We start from the raw sequence: 26,370 nt of genomic DNA, 5'->3' as shown, positions 1-26,370 counted from the left end.
GGTGCGAGTTAGCGTGGGGACCAGGGTGCTCACGGACGCGCACCTGCCGAGGCGGGGTGACGACGATGCCGAAGTACGTGTACCGGTTCGACGAGGGGCGCAAGGACCAGCGCGACCTGCTGGGCGGCAAGGGCGCGAACCTGGCCGAGATGACGCGTATCGGTCTGCCCGTGCCACCGGGTTTCACGATCAGCTCCGAGGCGTGCCGTGCCTACATGCGCGACGGGCACCTGCCGCCCGGGCTGCGCGTCGAGGTCACCACGGCGTTGCGGCAGGTCGAGGACGCCCTCGGACGCCGGCTCGGCGCACCGCGGGACCCGCTGCTCGTCTCGGTACGTTCGGGCGCCAAGGTCTCGATGCCCGGCATGATGGACACGGTCCTCAACGTGGGGCTCACCGACGCCTCCGTACAGGGCCTGGCGGACATGTCGGGCGACGAGCGGTTCGCCTGGGACTCCTACCGGCGCCTGGTGCAGATGTTCGGCGCCACGGTCCTCGGGATCGATCCCCGCCCGTTCGGCGAGGCACTCGACGCCCGCAAGGCAGCGGTCGGCGCCGTGTCCGACGTCGACCTCACGGCCGACGACCTGCGCGGGCTCGTGGACGAGTACCTGCAGATCGTGCGGACGACGTGCGGCCGGGAGTTCCCGCAGGACCCGCGCGAGCAGCTCGACCTGGCGATCGATGCGGTGTTCGGCTCGTGGGACACCGAGCGCGCCCGCCTGTACCGGCGTCGTGAGCGCATCCCGGACCGCCTCGGCACCGCGGTCAACGTCATGGCGATGGTGTTCGGCAATCTGGGTGCCGACTCGGGAACCGGCGTGGCGTTCACGCGCGACCCCTCGTCCGGGCACGCCGGCGCGTACGGCGACTACCTCCCCAACGCCCAGGGCGAGGACGTCGTGGCGGGGATCCGCAACACCCTCACGCTCGACGACCTGCACGCGCGGGACCCGGCGTCGTACGACGAGCTCCTCGCGGCGATGCGGCGCCTGGAGACCCACTACCGCGACCTGTGCGACATCGAGTTCACGATCGAGCGGGGCCGGCTGTGGCTCCTGCAGACCAGGGTGGGCAAGCGCACGGCGGGTGCGGCGTTCCGCGTCGCCGTGCAGCTCGTCGACGAACACCTCATCACCCTCGACGAGGCGCTCGCGCGCGTCACCGGGGAGCAGCTCGGGCGGCTCCTGTTCCCGCAGTTCGACCGTACCGCCGGCGCGCCGCTGCTCACCCGAGGCCTGGGTGCCTCGCCCGGGGCGGCCGTCGGCGAGATCGTCCTGGACAACGCACAGGCGATCGAACGCACCCAGGCGGGCGCGCAGGCCATCCTCGTGCGGCGGGAGACCAACGCGGACGACCTGGTCGGGATGATCTCCGCCGCCGGGATCCTCACCGCTCGCGGCGGCAAGACGTCGCACGCCGCCGTCGTCGCGCGCGGGATGGGGAGGTGCGCGGTGGTCGGGGCGGAGGCGCTCGACGTCGACGAGGTGCGTGTCGACGACGCCGTGCTGCGACCGGGCGACGTCATCGCGCTCGACGGTACGACGGGCGAGGTGTTCCGCGGTGAGGTGCCCGTCGTCGACTCCCCGGTCCTGCGGTACGTCGCGGAGGGGCTCGACGCCGGCCTGCGGTCCGCCGCCGACGACGGCGTGCGCGAGCTCGTGCACGCCGTGCACCGCCTGCTGACCCACGCCGACTCCGTGCGTCGCCTGCGGGTGCGTGCCAATGCCGACACCGCCGACGACGCGCGCCGTGCCCGGGCCCGCGGCGCCGAGGGCATCGGGCTGTGCCGCACCGAGCACCAGTTCCTCGGTGAGCGTCGCCGCCACGTCGAGCAGGTCGTCCTCGCCGGGGGTGAGGACGAACGGCAGGCCGCCCTCGCCGCCCTGCTGCCGCTGCAGCGCGCGGACTTCACCGACCTGCTCGAGGCCATGGACGGCCTGCCCACGACGATCCGGCTCCTCGACCCGCCGCTGCACGAGTTCCTGCCCAACCTCACGGAGCTGTCGGTGCGGGTCGCCCTGGCGGAGCAGCGTGGGCAGGTCGACGAGCACGACGTGCGGCTGCTCGCGGCCGTACGCCGCACGCACGAGCAGAACCCGATGCTGGGGCTGCGCGGGGTCCGGCTCGGGCTGACGGTTCCCGGCCTGTTCGCGGTGCAGGTGCGCGCGATCGCCGAGGCGACGGTCGAGCTGCGCCGCGCAGGACGTGACCCGCGCCCCGAGATCATGGTGCCGCTCGTCGGCTCGGCGCGGGAGATGCAGCTCGTGCGGGTCGAGACGGAGAGGGTGCTCGCGGAGGTCGCCGCGGGCAGCGGCGAGCGGCTCAGGATGCCGATCGGGTGCATGATCGAGCTGCCGCGTGCCGCGCTCACCGCGCAGCGCATCGCGACCCAGGCGGACTTCTTCTCGTTCGGGACCAACGACCTGACGCAGACGACGTGGGGATTCTCGCGGGACGACGTCGAAGGCAGCTTCTTCCCGGCCTATCTCGACAACGGGGTGCTGACGGTCTCGCCGTTCGAGACGCTCGACGCCGACGGCGTCGGGGCGCTCGTCCGCGCCGGTGTCGAGAGCGGCCGGTCGGCGCGTCCGGACCTGCACTGCGGGGTGTGCGGTGAGCACGGGGGAGACCCCGAGTCGATCCACTTCTTCCACCAGGTGGGCCTCGACGACGTGTCGTGCTCACCCTTTCGGATCCCGGTCGCGCGGCTCGAGGCCGGCCGGGCGGCCGTGACCGTCGGCGACGACGCCACCGTCTAGCCCGCTCTCGGCGTCGGGCAGCCGGTGGTGAGGAAAAAGCGCCGCGAACGTAACTCCGCGGCTCGCGGCACGAAACCCGCCTTCGCGAGTCTCCCGTCATGACCCATGTGCAGCCAGCAGACCTTGTGACCCGCATGATCGACGCCGGTGAGGCGAAGGTGCACCTCTCGGCGAGGGACACGCTGATCCGCGCCTTCATGGGCGCGGCACTGCTCACGATCGCCGCGGCGTTCGCGGTCACGGTCTCGACCCGGACGGGCGAGCCGCTGCTCGGCGCCGTCCTGTTCCCCGTGGGGTTCGTCATGCTCTACCTGCTCGGGTTCGACCTGCTCACCGGCGTCTTCACGCTCGCGCCGCTGGCGTGGCTGGCCAAGCGGCCGGGGGTCACCGTCGGCGCGGTGCTGCGCAACTGGGGCCTGGTGTTCGTGGGCAACCTGGCCGGCGCGATCATGGTGGCCGTCCTGATGGCCGTCTACTTCACCTACGGCTTCTCGACCGAGCCCAGCGAGGTGGGCCAGGCGATCGGCGTGATCGGCGAGGGGCGCACCGTCGGTTATGCCGACCACGGCGCCGCCGGCATGCTGACGCTGTTCGTCCGCGGCGTGCTGTGCAACTGGATGGTGTCCACCGGCGTGGTCTTCGCGATGGTCTCGACCAGCGTGACCGGCAAAGTGGTCGCGATGTGGATGCCGGTCATGCTGTTCTTCTACATGGGGTTCGAGCACTCGATCGTGAACATGTTCCTGTTCCCGTCCGGCCTCCTGCTCGGTGCCGACTTCACGGTCGTGGACTACCTGGTCTGGAACGAGATCCCGACGGTGATCGGCAACCTCGTGGGCGGGCTCACCTTCGTCGGGCTCGTCATGTACGCCACGCACGCCCGGACGGCGCCGAGCCGGCGCCCCGCCGTGGCCGGAGCTGTCGCGGAACCCGTGGTCAGCGAGCCGACGGCGGACCGGGAGCGCGAGCTGGTCTGAGTCCGTCGCCGCCGGGCGGATACTGGCGGTATGCCGGTTGTCTCCAACCCCGTCGAGCGTCTGCGTGCCCGGGTGGGTGACGCGCTCTTCCAGCGGGTCGCGGGTCCGGGCGGGTACGAGGCCCGCGACCGGATCCACCGCACGCCCGGACCCCGCTGGTTCCCGCCCGACAGCCCGATCCAGCGGGTCCACGGCGACTCGGCGACCTTCGTCGGCGGGCTGCGGGCGCTGCTCCTGCAGTCGCTGCACCCGCTCGCGATGGCGGGTGTGGCCGGCCACTCCGGCTACCGCGGCGACCCGTGGGGCCGTCTCGCCCGCACGTCCACGTTCCTCGCCTACACGACGTTCGCGACGGCGGAGCACGCCGAGGAGATGGTGGACCGGGTGCGCACCGTCCACGCCAGGGTGCGGGGCAAGGCGCCTGACGGTCGCCCGTACCGCGCGAGCGACCCGCACCTGCTCACGTGGGTGCACGTCGCAGAGGCCGACTCGTTCCTTGCCGCCCACCAGCGCTACGGCGTCCGGCCGCTCGATCCGGACGAGGCGGACCAGTACGTCGCCCAGTCCGGGCGCGTGGCCCGCGCGCTCGGCGCCGAGCAGGTCCCGGAGTCGGTCGCCGAGCTGGCCGAGTGCATCGAGTCGTACCGGGGCGAGCTCGAGGTCACCCCGGCCGCCGTCGACACCGCACGCTTCCTGCTGCGCGAGCCGCCGCTTCCCCGGCCGGTGCGGGCGCCCTACCGGCTGCTCGCGGCGGGAGCCGTGGCGCTGCTGCCCCCGTGGGCTCGTGCGCAGCTCGACGTCGACACGTGGTTCAGCCGGAACTGCGGCGGACCGGCCGGGGGAGTCGCCATCCGGGCCGTGCGCTGGGGGATGGACTCCGTCACGGGACAGGGCCGCAGGTACTAGCGGTCGAATCGTTCCGGCGCAGATGTGTACGGTCGTACATTCCCTGCGTACGATCACCCCCATGGCCGACCCGTACCGCCGTGTCCGACTGTCCCTGTTCGCCCTGACGCTCCTGACCGGGATCGGCCTGTCCTCCTGGGTGACCCGCACGCCCGCGGTGCGGGACGCCGTGGACGCGTCGACGGCCGGGATGGGCCTGATCCTCTTCGGGCTGTCGGTCGGGTCGATGGCCGGCGTCCTGTCGGCGGGTGCTTTCGTCCGCCGCCACGGTGCCCGGCCCGTGATCGTGGTGGGCGCCGTGCTCACCGTCCTCGGCATCGCGGTGATCGGCCTGGGCGCCGGCGCGTCGACGGCGTGGGGCGTCTTCGTCGGGCTCCTGCTCGTCGGGCTCGGCGGCGGGCTGGGCGAGATCGGCCTCAACATCGAGGCGGCGGCCGTGGAGACGGCCACCCGACGGCCCGTGCTCCCGCTGCTGCACGGCTGCTTCAGCCTCGGCACCGTGGTGGGGGCGCTCGCGGGGATCGGGCTGACGGCGCAGCAGTTCCCGGTCTTCTGGCACCTGCTGGCGGTGACGGCCGTCATGGCCGCGCTCGCCGTGTGGGCGTTCCCCGGTATCCCCGCCGGTACGGGCCGGGTGCCCGGCCGCGGGCCGGCGCGTGCCCGGCCGGTCGCCGGCGGTCCGCGGACCCGCGCGCGCCGTCCCAGCGTGTGGCGCGACTCGCGGCTCCTGCTCATCGGCGTCGTCGTGCTGGCGATGGCCTTCGCCGAGGGGTCGGCCAACGACTGGCTCCCCCTGCTCATGGTCGACGGGCACGGGGTCTCCGCGACCAGCGGTTCGCTGGTCTACGCGGGCTTCGCGCTCGCTATGACGGTCGGCCGCTTCGCCGGCGGCCCCTTCGTGGTCCGGTACGGACGCGCGACCGTCCTGTCGGTCAGCGCCGTCGGTGGGGCGATCGGCGTCGCGGGCGTCGCCTTCGCGCCCAACCCGGTCCTGGCGGGGATCGCCGTCGCGCTCTGGGGGCTCGGTGCCTCGCTCGGGTTCCCGGTGGCGATCTCGGCCGCCGGCGACGACCCCGAGCGCGGCGCCGAGCGGGTCAGCGCCGTCGCGACCAGCGGCTATCTCGCGTTCCTCGTCGGGCCGCCGCTGCTCGGGTTCCTCGGGGAGCACGCGGGGCTCCGGCAGGCGATGCTCGTGGTCATGGCGCTGCTCGTCGTCGCGGCGATCGCCGCGCGGGGCGCCAGGTCGCGGCCGACCCCCGTCGACGAGCCAGTGGAGCCGCGCCCCGTGGCCTGAGGTCTCTATCCGGCGGCGCCTTCCGCGCCGTGCCCGTCCTCGTCCCCGCGGACGGCGCCGCAGCGCCAGCAGGGGCCGGCGGGGTCCTCGTTGAGGGCGCCGCAGTCGGGGCAGACCTCGGACAGCCAGCAGGCGGCGTCCCCGCCGTCGGGCACGGGCACCCGGGTGTGCGGTCGGTCCGCCGGGTCGGCGTCTGACACTGGCCCTCCCTCAGGACGTCGTGCGCTGGTGCGAGGTTAACGCCGACGGGGCCGCCCCGGCCAGCGCGTCGCCCTTGCTTAACCGAGGCGTTCACGGCAGAGTCTGTCGTGACGCACCTCACACCGTCGTGAGGGGCGTCGCCAAAGGAGGTGCCGAATGACGACCACCGAATTTGCCATGTTGCGCCGCTCGATCGAGCAGCTGCGCCAGAGCGTGTCCGGAGTGCGCATCGCCTTCGGCGACGGGCCGGAGGTGCGCCGGCTCATGAACGACCTCGAGCGGCTGGAGATCGACGCGACGGAGCTCGCGTCGGCCGAGCCACTGCGTCCGACGAACAGCCGCGTGCCCGAGCACGTCGTCGTACCGGACACCCCGCTGGACGAGGCGATGTTCAGCGATGCCGACGACGAAGGGCTCGGCGGCTACCACGGCGACCGGTCGTGACGGCGCCCGCCCGGAGCACCGGCTCACGAGGTGTCGACAGCCCGGGCCGCGCAGCGATCACGGCACGGACGCTGCGGTCGGACCGGTGGTGGCTGCCGCCCGCCGCGACGACCGTGGGGCTGCTGATCTTCATCGTCTACGCGACGGTGCGGGCGTTCCAGCAGCAGTACTTCTTCGCCGACGAGCGATATCTGACGCCGTTCTACTCGCCGTGCGTGTCGCTCGGGTGCGCGTCGGAGCCGGGCGCGTCGCACTTCGGGATGTTCCTGCCGGACCACCCGCTCATCCCGTACGCGGCGCTCACGCTGCCGTTCCTGCTGCTCTTCCGGCTGACCTGCTACTACTACCGCAAGGCCTACTACCGGTCGTTCGCGCTCTCGCCGGCGGCGTGCGCGGTGCCCGAGCCGCGCGGGACCTACACGGGCGAGACGCGTTTTCCTCTCGTCATGCAGAACGTCCACCGGTACTTCTTCTACCTCGCCGTGATCATCTCGCTGATCAACACGTACGACGCCGTCGTCGCGTTCCGGCACCCGACCGACGGGTTCGTCGTGGGCGTCGGCAACCTCGTGCTGCTGGTGAACGTCGTGCTGCTGTGGTGCTACACCGCGTCGTGCCACTCGTGCCGGCACGTGATGGGCGGCCGGCTCACCCACTTCTCGAAGCACCCGGTGCGCTACCGCCTCTGGACGTGGGTGTCGGCGCTCAACACGCGGCACGCGACGTTCGCGTGGATCACGCTCGCGACCCTCATCCTGACCGACCTGTACGTGGCGCTCGTCGCCAGCGGAACCATCACCGACCTGCGCCTGGTCGGATGACGCCCAGCGGAAAGAGAGCCCGGCCTTGACGGAGATCGAACGGCACGAGTACGACGTCCTGGTCATCGGAGCCGGGGGTGCCGGGCTGCGCGCCGCGATCGAGGCGCGTGAGCGTGGTCTGCGGGTCGCGATCGTCTGCAAGTCGCTGTTCGGCAAGGCGCACACGGTGATGGCCGAGGGCGGGTGCGCCGCGGCGATGGGCAACGTCAACGACAACGACTCCTGGCAGGTGCACTTCCGCGACACCATGCGCGGGGGCAAGTTCCTGAACAACTGGCGGATGGCGGAGCTGCACGCCAAGGAGGCGCCCGACCGCGTCTGGGAGCTGGAGACGTACGGCGCGCTGTTCGACCGCACGAGCGACGGGCGGATCAGCCAGCGGCACTTCGGCGGGCACACGTACCCGCGCCTGGCGCACGTCGGCGACCGGACCGGGCTCGAGCTGCTCCGCACCATGCAGCAGCGCATCGTCGCGCTGCAGCAGGACGACCACGCCGAGACCGGCGACTACGAGGCCCGGCTGCGCGTGTTCGCCGAGTGCACGGTCACGGAGCTGCTGACCGGCCCCGCGGACGACCCGGACCGGCCCGGAGCCGTCGCCGGAGCGCTCGGGTACTGGCGGGAGTCAGGCCGGCTGGTGCTGTTCTCGGCGCCCGCCGTGGTGCTGGCCACCGGCGGGATCGGCAAGTCCTTCCAGGTGACGTCGAACTCCTGGGAGTACACGGGCGACGGCCACGCCCTGGCGCTGCGTGCCGGCGCGGAGCTCATCGACATGGAGTTCGTCCAGTTCCACCCCACGGGCATGGTGTGGCCGCCCAGCGTCAAGGGCATTCTCGTGACCGAGGGCGTGCGGGGTGACGGCGGTGTGCTCAAGAACTCGGACGGCAAGCGCTTCATGTTCGACTACGTCCCGGACGTGTTCAAGGGGCAGTACGCCCAGTCCGAGGACGAGGCGGACCGCTGGTACGACGACCAGGAGAACAACCGCCGCACGCCCGACCTCCTGCCCCGCGACGAGGTGGCCCGGGCGATCAACACCGAGGTCAAGGAGGGACGCGGCTCGCCGCACGGCGGCGTCTACCTCGACATCGCGAGCCGCATGAAGCCTGAGGAGATCAAGCGGCGCCTGCCGTCGATGTACCACCAGTTCAAGGAGCTGGCCGACGTCGACATCACCGCCGAGCCGATGGAGGTCGGCCCCACGTGCCACTACGTGATGGGCGGTATCCGCGTCGACCCGGACACCGGGCAGTCCCGCGTGCCGGGGCTGTTCGCTGCGGGGGAGTGCGCCGGCGGGATGCACGGCTCCAACCGGCTCGGCGGCAACTCGCTGTCCGACCTGCTGGTGTTCGGCCGGCGCGCGGGCCTCGGCGCCGCCGACTACGTGGCCGGTCTGCCCGGCCGTCCCGTCGTCCAGCCGGCGGACGTCGATGCTGCGGCGCAGCTGACGCTCGCGCCGTTCGACCCGCCGTCGGCCAGTGGCGGCGAGAACCCCTACACGCTGCACGCCGAGCTGCAGCGGATGATGAACGACCTGGTCGGCATCATCCGGACGGAGTCGGAGGTGCGGGAGGCGCAGGTGCGCCTCGGCGAGCTGCGCGCACGGGTGCGGCAGGTCTTCGTCGAGGGCCACCGGCAGTACAACCCCGGCTGGCACCTCGCGCTGGACCTCCGGAACATGCTCGTGGTGAGCGAGGCCGTGGCGTCGTCGGCCCTGCTGCGCACCGAGAGCCGCGGCGGGCACACCCGCGAGGACCACCCCGGGCTGAACCCGGAATGGCGCCACCGGGTCCTCGTCACGCACCTCGCCCGCGACGGTGAGCATGAAGACCCGGTGCTGCCGCCGATCGTCGTCGAACCGGCCGAACGGGTCGCGATGCGCGAGGACCTGCTCGCGCTGTTCGACCTCGCGGAGCTCGAGAAGTACTACACGCCGAGCGAGCTGGCGGCGCACCCCGGGAATCAGCCGGCACCAGAGGGAGGGACCGCATGAGCTACACGGGCACGTTCCGGATCTGGCGCGGCGACACCGACGGCGGAGCGCTGACGGACTTCGAGGTCGAGGTCAACGAGGGCGAGGTGGTGCTCGACGTCCTCCACCGGCTGCAGGCCACCCAGGCGCCGGACCTCGCGGTGCGGTGGAACTGCAAGGCGGGCAAGTGCGGGTCGTGCTCGGCGGAGATCAACGGGAAGCCGCGCCTGCTGTGCATGACGCGGATGTCGGTGTTCCAGCCCGGCGACGTCGTCACCGTGACGCCGATGCGCACGTTCCCGGTGATCCGCGACCTCGTGACGGACGTGTCGTTCAACTACGCGAAGGCCCGCGAGATCCCGTCGTTCACCCCGCCCGCCGACCTGGCGCCGGGGGAGTACCGCATGGCGCAGGCCGACGTCGGGCGCTCGCAGGAGTTCCGCAAATGCATCGAGTGCTACCTCTGCCAGGACACCTGCCACGTGGTGCGCGACCACGAGGAGAACAAGGAGTCGTTCGCCGGGCCGCGCTTCCTGATGCGGATCGCCGAGCTGGAGATGCACCCGCTCGACGTCGCCGACCGGGTGCCCGCGGCGCAGGAGGAGCACGGGCTCGGCCAGTGCAACATCACGAAGTGCTGCACCGACGTGTGCCCGGAGGGCATCAAGATCACCGACAACGCGCTCATCCCGATGAAGGAACGCGTGGCGGACCGACGCTACGACCCGCTGGTCTGGCTGGGCCGGACGATCTCGCGCCGCCGGGGCTGAGGCCGGCCCCGCCGCCCCCCGCGAGGGGAGCGCCGGGGCCGAGGACGGTCTGCGCTGTGGACGGTCTCTGCTGGGGGAGCGTGAGACCGGTTCAGCTCTGCAGCTTGCGGGGCCGCCGGGTCAGCAGCGGGTCGTGGCTCCGCGGCCGGCCGACGGGCTGGACCGCCTCCAGGGCACTGTCCAGCATGTCGTGCGTGACGGCGGCGCCGTGCTCACTGGCCCGCAGCGCTGCCATCACCTGGTCGGCCGCCAGCCGCAAGGAGACGCCGGCCCCCTTGGCCGCGGCGACGAGAGCGTCCGTGGCCGCGGCCTCGTCCACGCCGCGCACCGCGACGATCACGCCCTTGACCTGCTCGATCATGGCCTGGCTGACGAAGGCGCGGTTCACCACGCCGTCGGACCGGCGGGCCAGCGCTTCCTTCTGCACCGGCGTCACGTCGACGACGTAGCCGACCAGCTCGGGCGAGCGGCCAGGTGGTCCCTGCGAACCCTGGCCGGTCACGACGACCGAACGGGTCCTGCCCTTCCGGTCCACGATCCGGTGCGCGCAGGCGAACGGACGGCCGAGGCGCAGGGCCTCGCCGGCGGCCCGGACCACCCGGCTCCGGTCGTCGGGGTGCTTGCGCGAGCGGAGCGCCTCCAGGCCCGGCTCCACCTCGTCGCGCCGCCACCCGTGCATCGTGTAGACCTCGTCGGACCACCACCAGGTCCCCGAGGCGAGCTCGACGCTGTAGCGGCCGACGAGAAGGTTGGTCCCCAGGCCGAGGGCGCGGGACAGGTCGCCTGCCGAGAAGCCGGGCGAGGGAGGGGCGAGCTCGCCTCCTGCGTCGTCCACGAGGGTCGGCTGGGGCTGTGTGAAGGATGACATGTAGACCTCCCAGATCCGATTCGGACCTGGAGCCGCTTCATGACCCCGAGATGTCGAGTGTAGAGCCGTTCGGACGATTCGGACAGCCCGCCGGCCCGGACGCGCTGTGCTGGTGACCTGCCGGTGACCCGTCCGGCCAGGTCACGTCGGCGTGTCGTCGAGTGGGACGAGCAGCGCCGACGCACCCTCCTTCCAGCGGCTGAGTGCGAAGGTGCCGACGTCGCCATCGATGGCCAGACAGGCGGCGGCGCCGAGCAGGACGTCGTCCAGCAGCCCTGGCTGCTGCTCGACGAGGCGGCCCGCCAGGTCCCGTGCGGCGATCTGCTCGTGCACCGAGTCGGCCTCCACGTGCTCGTCGAAGTAGCGCGTCGTACCGGCGTCGTGCCCGAGCCGCCGGAACCCGTCGCCGTACAGCCTGCTCGGGATCGACGACGTGATCTCGTACGCGGCCAGGTGGCCGACGATCGCCCCGCGGAGCCGGCGGTGCAGCGCGAACAGCGACATCGTGTTCAGCGAGGCGAGCACCGGCGTCGGCACCGCGTCGATGTACCGGCCGTAGGTGTCGTCGAGGCCGGCGCCGCGCATCGTGTGCGCGAACAGCTCGGAGTGCAGGCGGCCCGGCTGGCCGCCGCCGTACTCGTCCGCCTGGATCTCCACGAGTGCGGCCTTGGGGATGCCGTGCAGCCGCGGGATCGCCCACGTGTGCGGGTCCGCCTCCATCAGCTGGTAGATCGACCGCAGGACCAGGAACTCGCGGGCCTGCCGAGCGTCTGCGCGCCTGGCGACGTAGCGCGCGAGGCTCGGCCCGCCGTCGGCGTCCGCCAGCTCGAACAGCCGCCGCGCGACGCCCGTGGCGTCGGCCTCGTCGCACGGCGGCCGCCCCGCCCGGGCGCGCACGGCCGCCTCGAACGGCCGCTCGATCGCCTGCCGCACGGCCAGCAGCGCCGGCTCCCACTCCCACGCGTCGTCGATCCCGTCGACACCCCGGTGGTGCAGCTCGTACAGGATCGTGAGCGCGAGCTGCAGGTCTCCGTCGCCCAGGACGCCGTCGCTCGGCTCGGCGTCGGGGCCGGCGCCGCCGTGCGGGCCGGCGTCGCCGTGCGGGCCGGCCGTGCCGCACAGGGCACGCGCGACCGCCTCGCGCGCGGGTGCGAGCCGGTCGTGAGCGTCGTCGGTGGGCGGTCCGGCGGTGAGCCCCGCGAGCAGTGCGGCGCTCAACGGGCCGCGCGGACGGGGGAGCGGGAGGCGGGCAGCGCCGTCGGACGGCCGCCGGACGGCGTCGTCGGTCGACGCGGGTTCCCGCACGGGGGTTGAGGTCATGTGGAGCCTCCTGGTGTGCACCGGCCGCGCCCCTGCTCGACGCCGCGCCCATCGTGGGCACGAAGTGGTCGGCTCGCAAGGCTTGTGCTCCGGCCGATCAGCTGGCCGATCAGCTGGCCGATCGCTCTGGTCGATCACGGTCGGGTTGCGAGTGCCACCCGGCGTCTTACGTTGGGGCCGAGGTCAGGAAGAGGCCGCACCGGTGGAGCAGGGCCACCGTGGCTCGTGCTCTGCGAACCCGCCTGGTTGGTACCGGGCGTGGACGACGACAGGAGTCGACCATGAGCGAGACGAATGTTCCGTACGGCACAGGGGCCGGTTCGCAGCGAGCCTGGGCCCCCGGCGGTGCGGAAGGCGACACAGGCAGAGACACGGGCGTCAAGGAGCGGGCCCGGGAGGCGGCGTCGCAGGTCGGCGACGCAGGCCGGGAGACCGCCCACGACGCGAAGGAGCGGGCACGCGACGTCGCCCACGAGGCGAAGGACCGCACCCGCGGGTTGATGGATCGCACGCGCACCGAGCTCAGCTCCCAGCTGGAGTCCCAGCAGCACCACCTCGCGGGCGGGCTCCGATCGCTGGGTGACGAGCTGAACCAGATGGCCGACGGGACCCAGGACCCGGGGTACGCGACCGACCTGGTGCAGCGCGCGGGCCACGCCAGCGGCCACGCCGCCCAGTGGTTCGAGGACAGGCAGCCCACCGACGTCCTGCACGAGATCGAGGACTTCGCCAGGCGCCGGCCGGGCATGTTCGTCCTCATGGCCGCGGGAGCCGGCCTGCTGGTCGGGCGGTTCCTGCGCGGGGCGAAGGACGCGTCCGGTGACGACGACGAGGCGGCCCGGCGGGATCCGGGCACGTACGCGGCGACACCGGGCGGTCCGTACGGAGGCACGTACGGCGGCACGTCGGCGGGCACCTCGCGTGGCACGGACGCCGGCGGCCTGAGCGGCACCGGCGCGGGGGCCGTCGGGTCCGGCGCGCAGGGTGGTGAGCCCGACATCGGACGAAGCGGTGGGTTCCCGGCCCTGGCCAACGACAACCTTCCGCAGGACCCGCAGGTGCCGACCACCGCGGGCGAGACGCCGCCGGCGTTCCCGCCCACGGCGCCTGACGGGACCCGACCGCAGACCACCGGGGGTGAGCACGATGTCGAGCGACCGTGACCCGTTCGCCGCGTCCGGCGCGGCACCGGCACAGCCCGTGACGACCAGCAGGGGTCAGGAGCCCCTGGGCGCCGCAGGAGTGGGCGCGACTGAAGCTGGCCGGCCCGCCCGGGGCGGCGACCAGAGCGTCGGCGAACTCTTCAGCGAGGTCAGCCGAGACCTCTCGACGCTGATCCGGCAGGAGGTCGAGCTGGCGAAGGCCGAGGCGGCGCAGTCCGCCAAGCGAGCAGGAAAGGGCGCCGGGATGTTCGGCGGCGCCGGGGTGGCGGGCCACATGGTCCTGCTGTTCCTGTCGCTCGCGCTGTGGTGGGCGCTCAGCTACCTCATGGGAGGTGGCTGGTCGGCGCTCGTCGTCGCCGCGGTGTGGGCCGTGATCGCGGCCGTGCTCGCCGCTCGCGGGCGCAGCGAGATCAAGTCGATGGAGGGCCTGCCGCAGACGGCCGACTCGGTCAAGAAGATCCCCGACGCACTGCGAGGACACGAGGAGAGGAACTCATGAGCACCAGCGATCCCGACGAGATCCGGGCGAACATCGAACGCACGCGTGACGAGCTCAGCTACGACGTCGACACGCTCGGCGACCGGGTACGCCCCAGCAACGTCGCGCAGCGTCAGAAGGACAAGGTGCGGTCCCGCATGTCCCAGGTCAAGGACAAGGTGATGGGTACGGCGCACCACACGAGGGAATCGGCCAGCGGCACGGCGCACCACGCGGCTGACCGCGGACGCGAGAAGGCGGCATCGGCCGCCGACTCGGCCCGGCACACCGCGTCGTCCGTCGCCGACTCCGTCGGCTCCGCACCGCGCGCGATGCGGGAGCAGACGCAGGGCAGCCCGCTCGGCGTGGGCCTGGTGGCCTTCGGCGTCGGCCTCGCGGTCGCGTCCCTCATCCCGTCGAGCCGCACCGAGCAGCGTGCGGCGACGGCCGCCCAGGAGAAGGCCGCACCGCTCGTCGACGACCTCAAGTCGACGGCGAGCGAGGTCGCGGACGACCTCAAGCAGCCCGCGAGGGAGAGCATGGAGGCCGTCCGGGACTCCGCGAAGGGCGCAGCGCAGTCGGTCGGCGAGCACGGGCGTGAGGCCGCGGCGGACGTCCGTTCCCGCACGACCGGGAACGGCTGACACCGGGCGTCGCCCTCCGCCGTCGGCCGGTGCCGGTGCCGGCGTTCCCGGCCGGCACCGGCCGACCCGTCCTGGGGAGATGACATGACCGACATCAACGACGCGGCCGACCGGGCCGACGCGCCGGCGCCCGACGACCGGCGCAAGCCGGACGCACCGCAGGCCCTGCACCGCACGACGTGGATGTACGTCCTGCGGAACACGGTGCGGCAGTTCTCGCGAGACCAGTGCCTCGACCTCGCCGCCGCCCTGACCTACTACGCCGTGCTCGCGGCGGCGCCCGCCCTGCTGGCGCTGGTCTCGGTGCTCGGCCTCGTGGGCAGTGGTGGCCAAGCGGTCGAGCGGGTGATCGGCACCATGGAGGGTGTCGTGCCGCCGGACGTGCTGGCGGTCGTCGGACCCCTCATCCAGAACGCCGCCGGGGCGGGCGGCGGTGCCGGGCTCGCTCTCGTCCTCGGTATCGTCCTCGCCCTCTGGTCGGCCTCCGGGTACGTCGGCGCCTTCGGGCGCGCGATGAACCGGATCTACGAGATCGACGAGGGCCGCCCGGTGTGGAAGCTCCGCCCGGTGATGCTGCTCGTCACCCTCGTGGCGGTGGTGATCGCCGCCCTGATCGTCGCGTCGCTCGCGCTCAGCGGACCGGTCGCGCGCGCGGTGGGCGATGCCGTCGGTCTCGGCTCGACCGCCGTGACGGTATGGAGCATCGCCAAGTGGCCGGTGGTGCTGCTCCTGGTCGTGGTGCTGGTGGCGATCTTGTACCGCGTCACGCCGAACGTACGACAGCCCAGGATGCGGTGGCTCAGCGTCGGCGCCTTCGTCGCGATCCTCGTGTGGGCGCTGGCGTCCGCCGCGTTCGGCCTCTACGTCGCGACGTTCGCCAGCTACGACGCCACGTACGGGTCCCTGGCCGGGATCATCGTGTTCCTGCTGTGGCTGTGGATCACCAACCTCGCCCTGCTCTTCGGCGCGGAGCTGGACGCCGAGCTCGAGCGCGGTCGCGAGCTCCAGGCAGGCATCGCGGCGGAGGAGTCGTTGCAGCTACCACCCAAGGACGCGCGGGCGAGCGAGAAGCGGGCGGTGAAGCGCCAGAAGGAGGTGGAGCGCGGCCGGGAGCTGCGGTTCGCGGCTCACCGGTCCGGCGGGGGCGAGCACCCCGGCGACGGTGACGGCCGGGGCGCCGTCGGCCTCGTGGACCGCGCCCACCCCGCCGGCCCCGGCGACACCCGACCCACCGGGGGCAGCACTGACCACCGAGCCTGAAGGGGGCGGCATGACGACGTCGGACAACGCCCGGACCACGCGCCCTGAGGAGGTGACCGTCACGGCCTGCCCCGACGGGCCGCTGCTGGTGCGCGGCCCCGCGGCGATCCTGGGCCCCGACGGGGAGCCCGTGCCACGCAACCGGGCGACCGTGGCACTGTGCCGCTGCGGCGGTACCGCCATCGCGCCCTGGTGCGACGGGACGCACAAGGTGAACGGCTACCGCTCCGACGGGTGATGCCGCGGCGCTGCTCGGCGCTGCTCGGCGCTCCGGCGCGGGCAGCCGTGCTGGCCCTCGCGCCGTGCGCATCTCGCGGGTGGACGCGTGTGCGCTCATGCTGGCGGTATGCCAGGCGCTACCGTCCACCGTGTGAACCGGTCCAGAGACGGCGGCCGCACGGTCGTCGGGCACGTCCGCGCGCCGCTCGACGCAGACCGCGCGGTGGTCCTGGTCCACGGCGTGGGCTCGTCGGCGCGGGCCTTCCAGAAGCTGGCCGACCACCTCGTGGCGCACGGCGAGGTGCACGCGGTCGACCTGCCCGGCTACGGCGCGTCCCAGCACCTGAACCACGACATCACGATCCCCGAGCACGCTGCCGCCGTCGCGCGGTACGTGCGGGAGCACGTGCTCGACGCCGGGCTGCCCGCCCCGGTCGTCGTGGGCCACTCCATGGGCGCCCAGGTGGTGGGCCAGCTGCTCGCGGACCACCCCGACGTCGCGTCGGCGGGCGTCCTCATCGGCCCGACGGCGGAGCCCGGCACGCGCAGCGTCCGCGGCCAGGCGGCACGCCTGGCGGTCGACGCGGTCGGCGAACGGCCGCGCACCATCGGAGTGCTGCTCGTGGACGCCCTGGTGCGGTGCAAGGTCTCGTACTACCTCGCGCAGCTGCGCCACGTCATCGAGTACCGGGTGGAGGACGTCCTGCCCCGTTCCACCGTCCCGGTCGTCGTGGTCCGGGGTGAACGCGACCCCGTCGCGCCGCCGGACTGGGTCGAGCTGCTCGCGGCCCGGGCGCCGTTCGGCAGGCACCGCACCGTGCGGGGCCGGCACCACTCCATGGACTCGGACCCTGCCGGCGTCGCCGAGATCGTGCTCGAGGCGTGGCGCTCGGCGGGACGGGGCATCGGGTGACCGAGCGACGTCGCTCACCCGGCGGCACGCTGGCCCGGCTCGGCGCGTGGGCCGCCGACTACGCCTGGGCCACCGACCGGCAGCTGCGCCACCTCGTCCGGCGTCCGGCGCTGCCCACGACTGGCGGTTCGGACGGTGGTTCGGACGGTAGCCGCGCGCCCGTCGTGCTCCTGCCCGGTATCTACGAGACGTGGGAGTTCCTGGGTGCCGTGGCGACGGCCCTCGCCCGCGCGGGACACCCGGTCCACGCGGTCCCGGGCCTGAAGCACAACGCACGGCCCGTCCCCGAGGCGGCCGACGTCGTGATCGAGCACCTCGAACGGACAGCGCTGAGCGGTGCCGTGCTCGTGGCGCACAGCAAGGGCGGTCTCATCGGCAAGCGCGTGCTGCTCTCGCCCGCGAGCGAACAGGTGCTCGGCATGGTCGCCATCGCCACACCGTTCACCGGCTCGCGCTGGGCGCGGTACATGTTCTCGCGGGCCCTGCGCTCGTTCGACCCGCGTGACCCGGTGCTGCTGGCGCTCGCGGGCGAGATGCTCGTCAACGAGCGCATCACTGCCGTGTTCCCCCGGTTCGACCCCCACATCCCGGAGACCGGCCGGCTCGAGGGGGCGCGGAACATCGAGCTCCCGCTGTCCGGCCACTTCCGGCCGCTCGGGCATCCGCTGCTCGTCGACACGGTCGTGCGTGAGGTGGCACGGGTCGAGACGGAGCACGCGGTCGGCTGACTCGGGCCGGCCGGCTGTGGGCGACCCCTACACCATGCACGCCATCCTCGGCGTGTCGCGAGCATGGTGTTGGGGTCGATGACCCCGGTCGGTTCCTGTTCGCCGGCCCGCGCATGGTCCACTGGGAGTGTGCTCACCGTCCGCCACCGCTCGCCGCGCCGGCTCGACGTCGCCCTGACGCTCGGAACGCTCGGGCACGGGCCCGCGGACCCGACGTTCCACCGGGGAGCCGACGGGACGGTCTGGCGCACGTCGCTGCAGCGCACCGGCCCCGTGACGCAGCGGTTCGTCCCTGCCGGGCCGCACGAGGTGGTGGTGCACCTGTGGGGCGCCGGCGCCACGGAGGCCGCCGGGGCCCTGCCGACCTTGCTCGGCGAGGACGACGACACCACGGGGTTCGCGCCCCCGCCGCAGGTCCGCGACGCACATCGCCGGGCGGCGGGGATGCGGATGGCGCGGACCGGCCGGGTGCTGGAGGCACTCGTGCCCGCCGTGCTGGAGCAGCGCGTACAGGTCGTGACCGCCCACCGGGCGTGGCAGTGGTTGGTGCGGCGGTACGGCACGCCGGCACCGGGCCCGACGCCGCCGGACCTGCCGGGTGGGCAGCGTGGCGGGCTCCGGGTCGTGCCGGACGCGCGCACGTGGACCCGGGTGCCCGTGTGGGACTGGCACCGTGCCGGCGTCGACCCTGGACGTGCCCGCACCGTGGTGCGCTGCGCCCTGGTGGCGCCGCGGCTCGAGGAGGCGTGCGCGATGGCGCCCGCCGAGGCGCGGGCACGGCTGGAGAAGGTGCAGGGCGTCGGGGTGTGGACGTCGGCGGAGGTGGCGCAGCGGGCGTTCGGCGACGCGGACGCCGTCTCCGTGGGCGACTTTCACCTGCCGGCGGCCGTCGGCTGGGCGCTGTCCGGAGAGCGCACGGACGACGAGGGCATGCTGCGGCTGCTGGCGCCGTACGCCCCGCACCGGCACCGGGTGGTCCGCCTGCTCATGATCGACGGGCGCCACAAGGCGCCGCGTCGTGGGCCGAAGCTGCCCATCGCGGACTACCGGGCCTGCTGAGCGGGCGCCGCTCACCGAGGTCGGCAGTTGGCATCGAGGTCGGTACAGGCCTGTGCCGACTTCGATGCCAACTGCCGACTTCGAGGCGAGCGACCGACCTCAGCGACGCGTCCCGAGGCCGACAGCACCGGCACGGACGCGGCACGGACGCGGCCCGGTCGCGGCGGACGGCGGCGGCCGCCCACCCAGGTTCCGCTACGACATCCAGCGCACACCTGCCGGGAGGGTGAACGACTGCTCGCCCGCCCCGGCGAGCAGCCGCATCAGCCCGCGGGCGGCGGGTGACAGCGGGCGCCGCGGGTCGTGGACGAGGCAGATGTCCCGCTCGACCACGGGATCGACGAGCGGCCGGGCGACGACGTCGACGAAGGCCATCATCGGCAGCACCAGGCCCGGCACCGCCGAGACACCGAGCCCCGAGGCGACGAGCCCGGCGACCGCGACGACGTTGCGGGCCTCGGTCACCAGGCCGGTCCGGATTCCCCGGCGCACCAGGACGCCGTCGACGTACGACCGGATGCTCGAGATGCGCTCGAAGGCGACGAACGGCTCCCCGGCGAGCTCCGCCCAGGTGATCTCGTCGGCGTCGGCCAGCCGGTGGCCCGCCGGCATGACGCACATGAACCGGTCGGCAGCCACGTGCCGCACCGCCAGCGACGCGGGGACCGCCGTCGACACGGTGGCGGCGAGGTCCACCGCGCCGGTGGCGACCAGGTCGAGCACCTCCTCCGAGAAGCCGTCGTGCACCGACACGGCGACCTCGGGATGGTCGAGCCGGTAGGCCGCGAGCACCGCGGGCAGCAGGGAGGCCGCGAGGGACGGGAGGGTCGCCACCGAGACCGAGCCGCGGGTCCCGGCCAGATACCCCTCGAAGTGGTTGAGGGCGGTGTCGAACTCCGTGATGAGCCGACGGGCGGTCACGAGGAGCTCCGCACCGTCCACCGTAGGGTGCACCGACCGGGTGGTGCGGTCGAAGAGCGGGACGCCGATGCGGTGCTCGACCTCCTGGACGGTACGGCTCAGCGACGACTGCGCCACCCGCAGCTCGCGTGCGGCGGCGGTGTAGCCCCCGGCGTCCGCCACCGCGACGACCACGCGGAGGTGCCGGAGCGTCAGATCAATGCCCATGACGCATCAATGTATCGGGAACTGGTGTTGGACTGCGGTCGGTCGGCCCCGACACACTCGTCTGGTCGCCGCTCTCCGCGGCGCCTCCATCCAGATACAAGGGTGTATCGATGATCTCGTTACTGGGCTTCCTGACCGTCACGGTCATCCTGGTGCTGCTCCTCACCAACCGGGTCACCGCCGTCGTCGCGCTCGCCGGCGTTCCCGTCGCGACGGCCCTCGCGGCCGGCTTCACACCGACCGAGATCGGCGGGTTCGTCGCCGAAGGGCTCGGCGGCGTCGTCGGCGTGACCGCGATGTTCATCTTCGCCATCGTCTACTTCGGCCTCATGCGCGACGCCGGGATGTTCGACCCGGTCATCCGCAGGCTCGTCGCGTTCGCGGGCAACGCCCCGGTGACGATCTGCCTCGCCACCACGGCGCTCGCCATGGCGGCCCACCTCGACGGCGCCGGCGCCACGACGTTCCTGATCACGATCCCGGCCATGCTGCCGCTCTTCGACCGGCTCGGGATGAGCCGGCTCGTGCTCACCACCTGCGTCGGGCTCGGGGCCGGCGTGATGAACCTCGTCCCGTGGGGCGGCCCCACCGCCCGGGCCGCCGCGACCGCCGGCGTCCCGGCCAACGAGCTCTGGGTCCCGCTCATCCCGGCGCAGATCGCCGGCGCGATCGCCGTGCTGGCCATCGCCTGGTTCCTCGGCACGCGGGAGCAGCGCCGACTCCGGTCGGGCGTGGGCGCCGTGGCCGGCGCGCCGCTCGCGGCCGTCGGTGCACCGGGCGCGTCGGGCGGCGCGGGGAGCGGTGGTCGGGCCGGCGGGACGACGTCGGACGGCGATGCCGCGCGCACGCCCGGGCCCGGGTCGGCGTCGTCCGAGCCGGAGGCCGCCGGTGCGGAAGACACCGCCGACCTGCGGCGTCCGCGGCTGCTCTGGTTCAACGTCGCACTGACGGTGGCCCTCATCGCCGCGCTGATCGCCGCCGTCGCCCCGCCCGAGGCGCTGTTCCTCGTCGGCGTCGTCGTCGCGCTCGTGGTGAACTACGCCGGCCTGGCCCGGCAGACCGCGCGGATCGAGGCCCACGCCAAGGGCGCGATGCTGATGGCCACCACGCTCCTGGCCGCCGGGGTGTTCCTCGGCATCCTGGAGGGCAGCGGCATGATCGAGGCCATGGCCACGACGGCCGCCAACGCGCTGCCCGACGGCGCGGCACCGGCGCTGCCCCTGATCGTCGGCCTGCTCGGTGTCCCGCTCAGCCTCGTGTTCGGGCCGGACCCGTACTACTTCGGCGTGCTCCCGGTCCTGATCGGGGTCGGCGAGCAGGCCGGGATCTCCGGTGCCGACCTCGCTCAGGCGTCGATGCTGGGCGAGGAGACCGTCGGCTTCCCGATCAGCCCGCTGACCGGCTCGTTCTACCTGCTCGTCGGGCTCGCCGGCGTCGACATCGGCAAGCACATCCGCCACCTCATCGGCTGGGCCTGGCTGGTCTCCGTGGTGATGCTCGTCGTAGCCGTGGCCACCGGCGTGATCCCGCTGTGGGCGACATGACGGGCGCGACGGTCCGGCTGGGCGCCGGCGCGGGGTTCGCCGGCGACCGGATCGACCCCGCCCTGGAGCTGGCCCGGCACGGCGAGCTCGACTACCTCGTGTTCGAGTGCCTCGGCGAGCGGACGGTCGCCGCGGCGCAGATGCGCCGGCTGGCCGACCCGTCCACCGGGTACGACCCGCTGCTGGCCGCCCGCATGCGAGCGGTGCTGCCCGCCGTCGGCCTCGCCACGGACAGCGGCGGGACCCGGACCCGCATCGTGACCAACTCCGGCGCCGCCAACCCGCTCGCGGCAGGCCGCCGCGTCGTCACGATCGCCCGCGAGCTGGGGAGGGCGGCCCGCGTCGCGGTGGTCACCGGCGACGACGTCCTCGACGTCGTACGACGCCTCGACCCGGTCGTCTGGGAGACCGGCGAACCGCTGTCGGCCGCCCCGGAGGAGCTGGTCTCCGCCAACGCCTACCTGGGCGCGGACGGCGTGCGGCGCGCCCTGGAGCAGGACGCCGACGTCGTCGTGACCGGCCGCGTGGCCGACCCGGCGCTCTACCTTGGCCCGCTCCTCCACGAGTTCGGCTGGGCCGAGGACGACTGGTCGGCGCTCGCCGCGGGGACCGCCGTCGGCCACCTGCTCGAGTGCGCGGGACAGCTGACCGGCGGCTATTTCGCCGACCCGGGCACCAAGCACGTCCCCGGCCTGGCCCGCCTGGGCTTCCCGTTCGCGGACGTGCGGGCCGACGGCACCGCCCGGCTGGGCAAGCTCCCCGGGAGCGGCGGCACGCTGAGCACCCGCACGTGCACCGAGCAGCTGCTCTACGAGGTCGAGCGGCCGGACGCCTACCTGACACCGGACGTGACCGCGGACTTCACGTCGGTGCGGTTTGCCGCCGACGGCCAGGACGCCGTCCGCGTCACCGGAGCCACGGGTGGTCCGCGGCCCGACGAGCTGAAGGTCACGCTGGGCTTCCGCGGCGGCTGGCAGGGCGAGGGTCAGATCAGCTACGCCGGTCCGCGCGCGCTGGCCCGCGCGCAGCTCGCGGGCGAGATCGTCCGGGAACGGCTGGTGGACGTCCACGGTCTCGCGCCCGACGCGATCGGGATCGAGCTGATCGGTGCGGGAGCCGCCTTCCGCGGCCTCGCGCCCGAGACCGAGCCGCTCGAGGTCCGGCTACGGGTCGCGGCCCGTGGGGCCGACGCCGACCAGGCGTACGCCGTCGGCTGGGAGGTCGAGGCCCTGTACACCAACGGCCCGGCCGGTGGCGGTGGCGCCCGAAAGAGCGTCGAGCAGACGGTGCTGGTCCGCTCGTGCCTGGTGCCGCGCGCGCTGGTCGCGCCGTCGGTGACGGTGCTGGAGGCGTGATGACACCTGGAGACCTGATGCCGCAGCTGCTGGTCGACGACCTCGCCGACGTCCGCGCGGGCGACAAGGGCGACACCCTCATCCTCGCCGTGCTCCCGCGCGTGGCCGCCGACTACCCCGTCCTGGAACGGGCACTGACCGCCGCGGCGGTGGGCCGGCACTTCGGTGGCGCTGACGACGTCACGCGGACCGCACTCCCGCACCTGCCCGCGCTGGTGTTCCGGCTCCCGACGCTCCTGCGCGGGGGCGTCACCGGGTATCTCGGGCTCGACGGCCACGGCAAGACCCTCGGATACCACCTGCTCATGCTTCCGATCGCGACCTGAGCTGCGGGGCTGGCCCGGCTTCGCTGGTCGCTCACGTGAGCTCCCGCGGTCCCACCTGGCGGATCGCCTCCAGCGGGTAGGGCGTCGCCCGGCTCTCCCGCCGGAACTGGCGGTAGAAGTCCCCCATCACCGCGGCGACCGGTGCGTGACGGACCAGGGCTGCCGCGGCCGCCGCTGGAGCGCCACGCGGGGGCACGCCCTGGGCGCACGAGCGCACGAACGCCCTGCGTTCCTCCGGTCCGAACCCGTACAGCTCCACGGCCAGCCAGTTCACGAGGTGCGTGACGGCGTAGTGCCGGTCGTAGCCGCTGTGCTCGGCGAAGAAGTCGGCCTCGCCCGGGGTGAGGTCGAAGCGGGAGGAGATCGCGAGACCGTAGTCGGCGAAGAAGAGCCGACTGCCGTCGGTCAGGATGTTCTCGAAGTGGGCGTCGAAGTGGAGCAGCCCACGGGCGTTCATGAACGAGATGCCGGCTGCCAGCTCGTCGTCCACCATGGCGCAGGCCCGCTCGGCGGCCTCGCCACCGGCCTCCAGCTGGACGCCCAGCCAGTCGTGCAGGTTCTGCGGGATGTACTCCAGGAACAGCATGATGCTCGCCGAGGACTGCTGTACGGCCTCGATCCGGCGGCGTATCCCCGAGCCGCCTCCCCAGTAGGCGACGGCTCGTTCGACATCGGCCAGCTCCTCGGGAAGGGGCTGGCCGGAGTCCGGAAGCACCCGCCAGTGGTGCATCAGGGGGAAACCCTCATGGTCCCCGGCGATCACCCAGCTCGTCGTCATGACCTGCACGGCCAGCTCGCGCCAGGCTCCGAACCCTGGGCCGCCGATGCTGCCGACACCGTAGTGGCAGAAGCTGGGCAGCCCGAAGAGATTCGCCGTGGAGCGGACGTTCTCCGGCCGTCGCTCGAGATCGGTGAGGCGCACCTGCTTGACGAAGACCGGGTTCCCGTCGACCTCCAGCAGGACGGTCTGCCCGCCGATGCCGGAACCGATCGGTGTGCCGGCGTCCACGAGCTCGCGCAGCCTCCGGTCGCTGCACAGCGACAGCGCTGTGGAGACGGCTCCGTGGGTGGCCAGACGAGCACCGCGGGACATGCCAGGGTTCTTCAACTCCGCCTCCATCCGGACGCCCGCCACTCGTGCGAGCTCTTCAGCAGGCACCGGGGCAGGAGCGGCAACCAGCCTCTCACGTGCGTTGATGGTGCTGATTCCGTCCTGCCCCTCCAGCCGGTCGTGCGCTCGACCTCAGAGCGTGGCCAGCACGTCCGTCAGCTCCGCCACCGACGGGATCACGTGGGTGTGCGGCGCCGTCGCGAGCGTCTCCCGCGGCACGCCGCCGCTGAGCACGCCGACCACGACCCCGGCCCCGGCGTTGGACCCGGCCTCGAGGTCGAGCACCGTGTCGCCGACGGTGAGGACGTCGGCCGTCCGGAGCGCGCCCGTGCGTTCCATCGCACGGTGGACCATGTACGGCGCGGGCCGGCCGGCCGGCACGTCGTCGGTGCAGACGACGGCGTCCACCGTGCCGTCCTGCCAGCCGAGCCGCTCCAGCAGGAGGTCGGTGACCTCCGCCGAGAATCCCGTGGTCAGCGCGATCTTCGCGCCGCGGTCACGCAGCGCGGCGAACGCCTCGACCACGCCGGGCATCGGTACCGGCGGCGTCGTGTCGTACGCCTCGCGGAGCAGGCGCTCGAAGTCGGCGAACGCCTTCTCGACGGCGGTCGGGTCGCCGCCCAGCGTGAGCAGGGCGCGGATGGCGGTGCGCTTGTCGGCGCCCATCCAGTGCGCGACGTCGGAGACCTCCGCCGTGCTGCCGTGCCGACGCACCGCGTCGTGCAGCGCACGGTAGACGGCGCCGCCTTCCTGCACGGTGGTGCCGGCGATGTCCAGTGCGGCGAGAGTGATCATGAGTGATTCCTTCCGGAGGGGTCGCGCGAGTGTGGACGCACGACGGGTGAGTAAGACTCAGGCGGGCGGTCAGCCCGTGAGCCCGGCCCGGTCGAGCACCTGGGCCGCGAGGCCGAGGCCCGTCGTCATCCCTATCCCGGTGGTGACCATCGCGACGTGCACCCCCGGCTCGGGCTCGGTGACCAGGAACTCGTCGGGCGCCGTCGCGTACGTGCCCTGCCAGCGCTCGACGACGTCGAGGCCCGTACCGGCCGCCGTGCCGAGCAGGTCGGCCGTCAGCCGCAGCAGCACGGTGTAGCCCTCCTCGTCCTGGAACACCGGCGCGTCGACCGTGCGGAGGTGGGTGTCGCCGACGATCAGCGTCCCGTCCGGCTGCGGCGTCAGCATCAGGTTGACGTCCCAGGCCGCCGCCTCGGGATCCGTTGCTGCGAGCTCGTCGGCGACCCGGGCTACGGAGGGGCAGGCGGCGAAGCCCGCGTACCGGACCATGGACCAGCCGGTGAGCACGGGCCCGGTGAACTCTGGCCCGGTCGACCCTGTGGGCCCAGCCCCGGCACCAGCCGGCCGGACCCGGAGCATGTGCAGGCGGCAGCGCCGCAGCTGGGCTTGTGCGGCGACGTCGGGCAGGAGGCGGTCGAGGTCGTGGTGGGCGGCGATGACGACGACGTCCGCTTCGATAGGTCCCGCGGTGGTCTCGACGCGGCCGGTGCCGACCGCACGGGCCGCCGTCCGCCAGCGGAAGGCCACGCCCTGGCGCTCGAGCCAGGCGGCGAGTGCCGGGGTCGCGGTCCGGGGGTCGACCTGGAGGTCCAGCGGCAGGTGCGCGCCGCCGACCACCGGTTCCGGGCGGACCGGTGCGGCCGCTCGGGTCTGGGCGGCGTCGAGCAGGGTGACCTCGTCGGTGCCGCGCTCGGCGGCGAACTCTTCCAGGAGCCGTAGCTCGGCGCTCGTCCGGGCGACGACGTGCGTGCCGGTCCGCGAGACGGCGAACCCGGCGGCCGACCCGAGGGACAGCCAGCGCTCGCGAGCCGCGAGAGCGTACTCGCGGGCCGGCCCCGACTGGGCGGTGACACCGGCGTGCCCGAAGTTCTGCACGGACGCACCGACCACCGAGGCGGCCTGCTCGACGACCGTGACGCGGTAGCCGCGCCGATGCGCCTCGGCGGCCGCGCCGAGACCGACCACGCCGGCGCCGACGACCACCACGTGCGCTGCCGCAGGGACTGGACGGGAGCTGTTCACTGGAGGTCCTTCCGACGGGGGATCAGGATCCGGGTCGAGTGCCGGGCGGAGTGCCGGGTCGAGCACGAGT

At 73.3% G+C, this 26,370-nt stretch carries 26 protein-coding genes; 19 read left to right on the top strand and 7 right to left on the bottom strand.

Annotated elements, in window-relative coordinates; translation table 11 throughout:
- Positions 1 to 65 precede the first annotated feature (65 nt).
- The 4 genes from ppdK (at position 66) to AB0F40_RS04125 (ending at position 5,939) form a co-directional block, all read left to right on the top strand.
- Positions 66 to 2,762, top strand: a complete 2,697-nt coding sequence (gene ppdK / locus AB0F40_RS04140) for a pyruvate, phosphate dikinase (RefSeq protein ID WP_357464495.1) — start codon at positions 66 to 68, stop codon at positions 2,760 to 2,762.
- A gap of 98 nt (positions 2,763 to 2,860) precedes the next feature.
- On the top strand, positions 2,861 to 3,739 hold the full coding sequence (locus AB0F40_RS04135; protein ID WP_357464493.1) for a formate/nitrite transporter family protein: 879 nt from the start codon (positions 2,861 to 2,863) through the stop codon (positions 3,737 to 3,739).
- Positions 3,740 to 3,769: 30 nt separating this feature from the next.
- On the top strand, positions 3,770 to 4,645 hold the full coding sequence (locus AB0F40_RS04130) for an oxygenase MpaB family protein (RefSeq protein WP_357464491.1): 876 nt from the start codon (positions 3,770 to 3,772) through the stop codon (positions 4,643 to 4,645).
- A gap of 61 nt (positions 4,646 to 4,706) precedes the next feature.
- The gene (locus AB0F40_RS04125) at positions 4,707 to 5,939 is read left to right on the top strand and encodes an MFS transporter (protein ID WP_357464489.1); all 1,233 of its coding nucleotides are present in this window, start codon (positions 4,707 to 4,709) and stop codon (positions 5,937 to 5,939) included.
- 5 nt (positions 5,940 to 5,944) lie between these two features.
- Here AB0F40_RS04125 and AB0F40_RS04120 read toward each other — a convergent pair whose 3' ends face one another.
- Positions 5,945 to 6,139: a hypothetical protein gene (locus AB0F40_RS04120; RefSeq protein ID WP_357464487.1), complete on the bottom strand. Its 195-nt coding sequence runs from the start codon at positions 6,137 to 6,139 to the stop codon at positions 5,945 to 5,947.
- Positions 6,140 to 6,296: 157 nt separating this feature from the next.
- On the opposite strand from AB0F40_RS04120, the gene AB0F40_RS04115 reads away from it, so the two are divergent.
- Genes AB0F40_RS04115 through AB0F40_RS04100 form a run of 4 tightly spaced genes read left to right on the top strand, consistent with a single transcriptional unit; the run spans position 6,297 to position 10,147 of the window.
- Complete coding sequence (locus AB0F40_RS04115; protein ID WP_357464485.1) at positions 6,297 to 6,584, top strand: hypothetical protein; 288 nt, start codon at positions 6,297 to 6,299, stop codon at positions 6,582 to 6,584.
- Entirely contained in the window at positions 6,581 to 7,405 is an 825-nt protein-coding gene (locus AB0F40_RS04110; RefSeq protein WP_357464483.1) for a hypothetical protein, read from the top strand. Before AB0F40_RS04115 ends, AB0F40_RS04110 begins: the two co-directional genes overlap by 4 nt.
- A gap of 25 nt (positions 7,406 to 7,430) precedes the next feature.
- On the top strand, positions 7,431 to 9,398 hold the full coding sequence (locus tag AB0F40_RS04105; protein ID WP_357464481.1) for a fumarate reductase/succinate dehydrogenase flavoprotein subunit: 1,968 nt from the start codon (positions 7,431 to 7,433) through the stop codon (positions 9,396 to 9,398).
- Complete coding sequence (locus tag AB0F40_RS04100; protein ID WP_357464479.1) at positions 9,395 to 10,147, top strand: succinate dehydrogenase/fumarate reductase iron-sulfur subunit; 753 nt, start codon at positions 9,395 to 9,397, stop codon at positions 10,145 to 10,147. The genes AB0F40_RS04105 and AB0F40_RS04100 overlap by 4 nt, the downstream gene beginning before the upstream one ends.
- Positions 10,148 to 10,238: 91 nt before the next feature.
- Here the strand turns inward: AB0F40_RS04100 and AB0F40_RS04095 are convergent, their stop codons facing one another.
- Positions 10,239 to 11,015 (bottom strand): PAS domain-containing protein, encoded by a 777-nt coding sequence (locus AB0F40_RS04095; protein WP_357464477.1) that lies wholly within the window; start codon positions 11,013 to 11,015, stop codon positions 10,239 to 10,241.
- Between the two features lie 141 nt (positions 11,016 to 11,156).
- Positions 11,157 to 12,335 carry an iron-containing redox enzyme family protein gene (locus tag AB0F40_RS04090; RefSeq protein ID WP_357464475.1) on the bottom strand — a complete coding sequence of 393 codons (1,179 nt, stop codon included), beginning with the start codon at positions 12,333 to 12,335 and terminating at the stop codon, positions 11,157 to 11,159.
- Between the two features lie 281 nt (positions 12,336 to 12,616).
- Here AB0F40_RS04090 and AB0F40_RS04085 point away from each other — a divergent pair, with 281 nt between their 5' ends.
- The 8 genes from AB0F40_RS04085 (at position 12,617) to AB0F40_RS04050 (ending at position 18,799) form a co-directional block, all read left to right on the top strand.
- A complete protein-coding gene (locus tag AB0F40_RS04085) occupies positions 12,617 to 13,498 on the top strand; it encodes a hypothetical protein (RefSeq protein ID WP_357464473.1) in 882 nt (293 codons plus the stop codon).
- Positions 13,482 to 13,997: a phage holin family protein gene (locus tag AB0F40_RS04080; RefSeq protein WP_357464471.1), complete on the top strand. Its 516-nt coding sequence runs from the start codon at positions 13,482 to 13,484 to the stop codon at positions 13,995 to 13,997. The genes AB0F40_RS04085 and AB0F40_RS04080 overlap by 17 nt, the downstream gene beginning before the upstream one ends.
- The gene (locus tag AB0F40_RS04075; protein WP_357464469.1) at positions 13,994 to 14,620 is read left to right on the top strand and encodes a DUF3618 domain-containing protein; all 627 of its coding nucleotides are present in this window, start codon (positions 13,994 to 13,996) and stop codon (positions 14,618 to 14,620) included. The genes AB0F40_RS04080 and AB0F40_RS04075 overlap by 4 nt, the downstream gene beginning before the upstream one ends.
- An 84-nt stretch (positions 14,621 to 14,704) precedes the next feature.
- Complete coding sequence (locus AB0F40_RS04070) at positions 14,705 to 15,880, top strand: YihY/virulence factor BrkB family protein (protein WP_357464467.1); 1,176 nt, start codon at positions 14,705 to 14,707, stop codon at positions 15,878 to 15,880.
- A gap of 10 nt (positions 15,881 to 15,890) precedes the next feature.
- Positions 15,891 to 16,118 (top strand): CDGSH iron-sulfur domain-containing protein, encoded by a 228-nt coding sequence (locus AB0F40_RS04065; protein ID WP_357464465.1) that lies wholly within the window; start codon positions 15,891 to 15,893, stop codon positions 16,116 to 16,118.
- Between the two features lie 132 nt (positions 16,119 to 16,250).
- On the top strand, positions 16,251 to 17,012 hold the full coding sequence (locus tag AB0F40_RS04060; protein WP_357464463.1) for an alpha/beta hydrolase: 762 nt from the start codon (positions 16,251 to 16,253) through the stop codon (positions 17,010 to 17,012).
- Positions 17,009 to 17,740, top strand: a complete 732-nt coding sequence (locus AB0F40_RS04055) for an alpha/beta hydrolase (protein WP_357464461.1) — start codon at positions 17,009 to 17,011, stop codon at positions 17,738 to 17,740. Before AB0F40_RS04060 ends, AB0F40_RS04055 begins: the two co-directional genes overlap by 4 nt.
- A 129-nt stretch (positions 17,741 to 17,869) precedes the next feature.
- Positions 17,870 to 18,799, top strand: a complete 930-nt coding sequence (locus tag AB0F40_RS04050; RefSeq protein WP_357464459.1) for a DNA-3-methyladenine glycosylase 2 family protein — start codon at positions 17,870 to 17,872, stop codon at positions 18,797 to 18,799.
- Positions 18,800 to 18,994: 195 nt separating this feature from the next.
- On the opposite strand, the gene AB0F40_RS04045 is transcribed toward AB0F40_RS04050, so the two are convergent.
- Positions 18,995 to 19,927, bottom strand: coding sequence for a LysR family transcriptional regulator (locus AB0F40_RS04045; protein ID WP_357464457.1), 933 nt, complete (start codon positions 19,925 to 19,927; stop codon positions 18,995 to 18,997).
- Positions 19,928 to 20,037: 110 nt separating this feature from the next.
- Here AB0F40_RS04045 and AB0F40_RS04040 point away from each other — a divergent pair, with 110 nt between their 5' ends.
- The 3 genes from AB0F40_RS04040 to AB0F40_RS04030 are packed head-to-tail and all read left to right on the top strand — an operon-like array spanning position 20,038 to position 23,152.
- Positions 20,038 to 21,471, top strand: coding sequence for an SLC13 family permease (locus AB0F40_RS04040; RefSeq protein WP_357464455.1), 1,434 nt, complete (start codon positions 20,038 to 20,040; stop codon positions 21,469 to 21,471).
- A complete protein-coding gene (locus AB0F40_RS04035; protein WP_357464453.1) occupies positions 21,468 to 22,826 on the top strand; it encodes an acyclic terpene utilization AtuA family protein in 1,359 nt (452 codons plus the stop codon). Before AB0F40_RS04040 ends, AB0F40_RS04035 begins: the two co-directional genes overlap by 4 nt.
- Entirely contained in the window at positions 22,826 to 23,152 is a 327-nt protein-coding gene (locus AB0F40_RS04030) for a hypothetical protein (protein WP_357464451.1), read from the top strand. Before AB0F40_RS04035 ends, AB0F40_RS04030 begins: the two co-directional genes overlap by 1 nt.
- Positions 23,153 to 23,183: 31 nt before the next feature.
- Here the strand turns inward: AB0F40_RS04030 and AB0F40_RS04025 are convergent, their stop codons facing one another.
- The 3 genes from AB0F40_RS04025 to AB0F40_RS04015 all read right to left on the bottom strand — a co-directional run bounded on the left by AB0F40_RS04025 (position 23,184) and on the right by AB0F40_RS04015 (position 26,300).
- Positions 23,184 to 24,311 (bottom strand): protein kinase family protein, encoded by a 1,128-nt coding sequence (locus tag AB0F40_RS04025; protein WP_357464449.1) that lies wholly within the window; start codon positions 24,309 to 24,311, stop codon positions 23,184 to 23,186.
- 84 nt (positions 24,312 to 24,395) lie between these two features.
- On the bottom strand, positions 24,396 to 25,058 hold the full coding sequence (locus AB0F40_RS04020; protein WP_357464447.1) for a phosphonatase-like hydrolase: 663 nt from the start codon (positions 25,056 to 25,058) through the stop codon (positions 24,396 to 24,398).
- A gap of 69 nt (positions 25,059 to 25,127) precedes the next feature.
- Positions 25,128 to 26,300: a TIGR03364 family FAD-dependent oxidoreductase gene (locus tag AB0F40_RS04015; RefSeq protein WP_357464445.1), complete on the bottom strand. Its 1,173-nt coding sequence runs from the start codon at positions 26,298 to 26,300 to the stop codon at positions 25,128 to 25,130.
- Positions 26,301 to 26,370: the final 70 nt, after the last annotated feature.

Origin of the sequence: Promicromonospora sp. NPDC023987 (assembly GCF_040639055.1) — a bacterium.
Taxonomy (GTDB): domain Bacteria; phylum Actinomycetota; class Actinomycetes; order Actinomycetales; family Cellulomonadaceae; genus Promicromonospora.
The sequence above is the reverse complement of the archived record's forward strand: the minus strand, read 5'-3'. Positions and strand labels throughout refer to the sequence as shown.

Excerpts from the sequence above, each read along its gene's own strand:
- ppdK (WP_357464495.1), top strand. The coding sequence starts at position 66 with ATGCCGAAGTACGTGTACCGGTTCGACGAGGGGCGCAAGGACCAGCGC.
- AB0F40_RS04135 (WP_357464493.1), top strand. The coding sequence starts at position 2,861 with ATGACCCATGTGCAGCCAGCAGACCTTGTGACCCGCATGATCGACGCC.
- AB0F40_RS04130 (WP_357464491.1), top strand. The coding sequence starts at position 3,770 with ATGCCGGTTGTCTCCAACCCCGTCGAGCGTCTGCGTGCCCGGGTGGGT.
- AB0F40_RS04125 (WP_357464489.1), top strand. The coding sequence starts at position 4,707 with ATGGCCGACCCGTACCGCCGTGTCCGACTGTCCCTGTTCGCCCTGACG.
- AB0F40_RS04115 (WP_357464485.1), top strand. The coding sequence starts at position 6,297 with ATGACGACCACCGAATTTGCCATGTTGCGCCGCTCGATCGAGCAGCTG.
- AB0F40_RS04100 (WP_357464479.1), top strand. The coding sequence starts at position 9,395 with ATGAGCTACACGGGCACGTTCCGGATCTGGCGCGGCGACACCGACGGC.
- AB0F40_RS04095 (WP_357464477.1), bottom strand. The coding sequence starts at position 11,015 with ATGTCATCCTTCACACAGCCCCAGCCGACCCTCGTGGACGACGCAGGA.
- AB0F40_RS04090 (WP_357464475.1), bottom strand. The coding sequence starts at position 12,335 with ATGACCTCAACCCCCGTGCGGGAACCCGCGTCGACCGACGACGCCGTC.
- AB0F40_RS04085 (WP_357464473.1), top strand. The coding sequence starts at position 12,617 with ATGAGCGAGACGAATGTTCCGTACGGCACAGGGGCCGGTTCGCAGCGA.
- AB0F40_RS04080 (WP_357464471.1), top strand. The coding sequence starts at position 13,482 with ATGTCGAGCGACCGTGACCCGTTCGCCGCGTCCGGCGCGGCACCGGCA.
- AB0F40_RS04075 (WP_357464469.1), top strand. The coding sequence starts at position 13,994 with ATGAGCACCAGCGATCCCGACGAGATCCGGGCGAACATCGAACGCACG.
- AB0F40_RS04070 (WP_357464467.1), top strand. The coding sequence starts at position 14,705 with ATGACCGACATCAACGACGCGGCCGACCGGGCCGACGCGCCGGCGCCC.
- AB0F40_RS04065 (WP_357464465.1), top strand. The coding sequence starts at position 15,891 with ATGACGACGTCGGACAACGCCCGGACCACGCGCCCTGAGGAGGTGACC.
- AB0F40_RS04045 (WP_357464457.1), bottom strand. The coding sequence starts at position 19,927 with ATGGGCATTGATCTGACGCTCCGGCACCTCCGCGTGGTCGTCGCGGTG.
- AB0F40_RS04040 (WP_357464455.1), top strand. The coding sequence starts at position 20,038 with ATGATCTCGTTACTGGGCTTCCTGACCGTCACGGTCATCCTGGTGCTG.
- AB0F40_RS04035 (WP_357464453.1), top strand. The coding sequence starts at position 21,468 with ATGACGGGCGCGACGGTCCGGCTGGGCGCCGGCGCGGGGTTCGCCGGC.
- AB0F40_RS04030 (WP_357464451.1), top strand. The coding sequence starts at position 22,826 with ATGACACCTGGAGACCTGATGCCGCAGCTGCTGGTCGACGACCTCGCC.
- AB0F40_RS04020 (WP_357464447.1), bottom strand. The coding sequence starts at position 25,058 with ATGATCACTCTCGCCGCACTGGACATCGCCGGCACCACCGTGCAGGAA.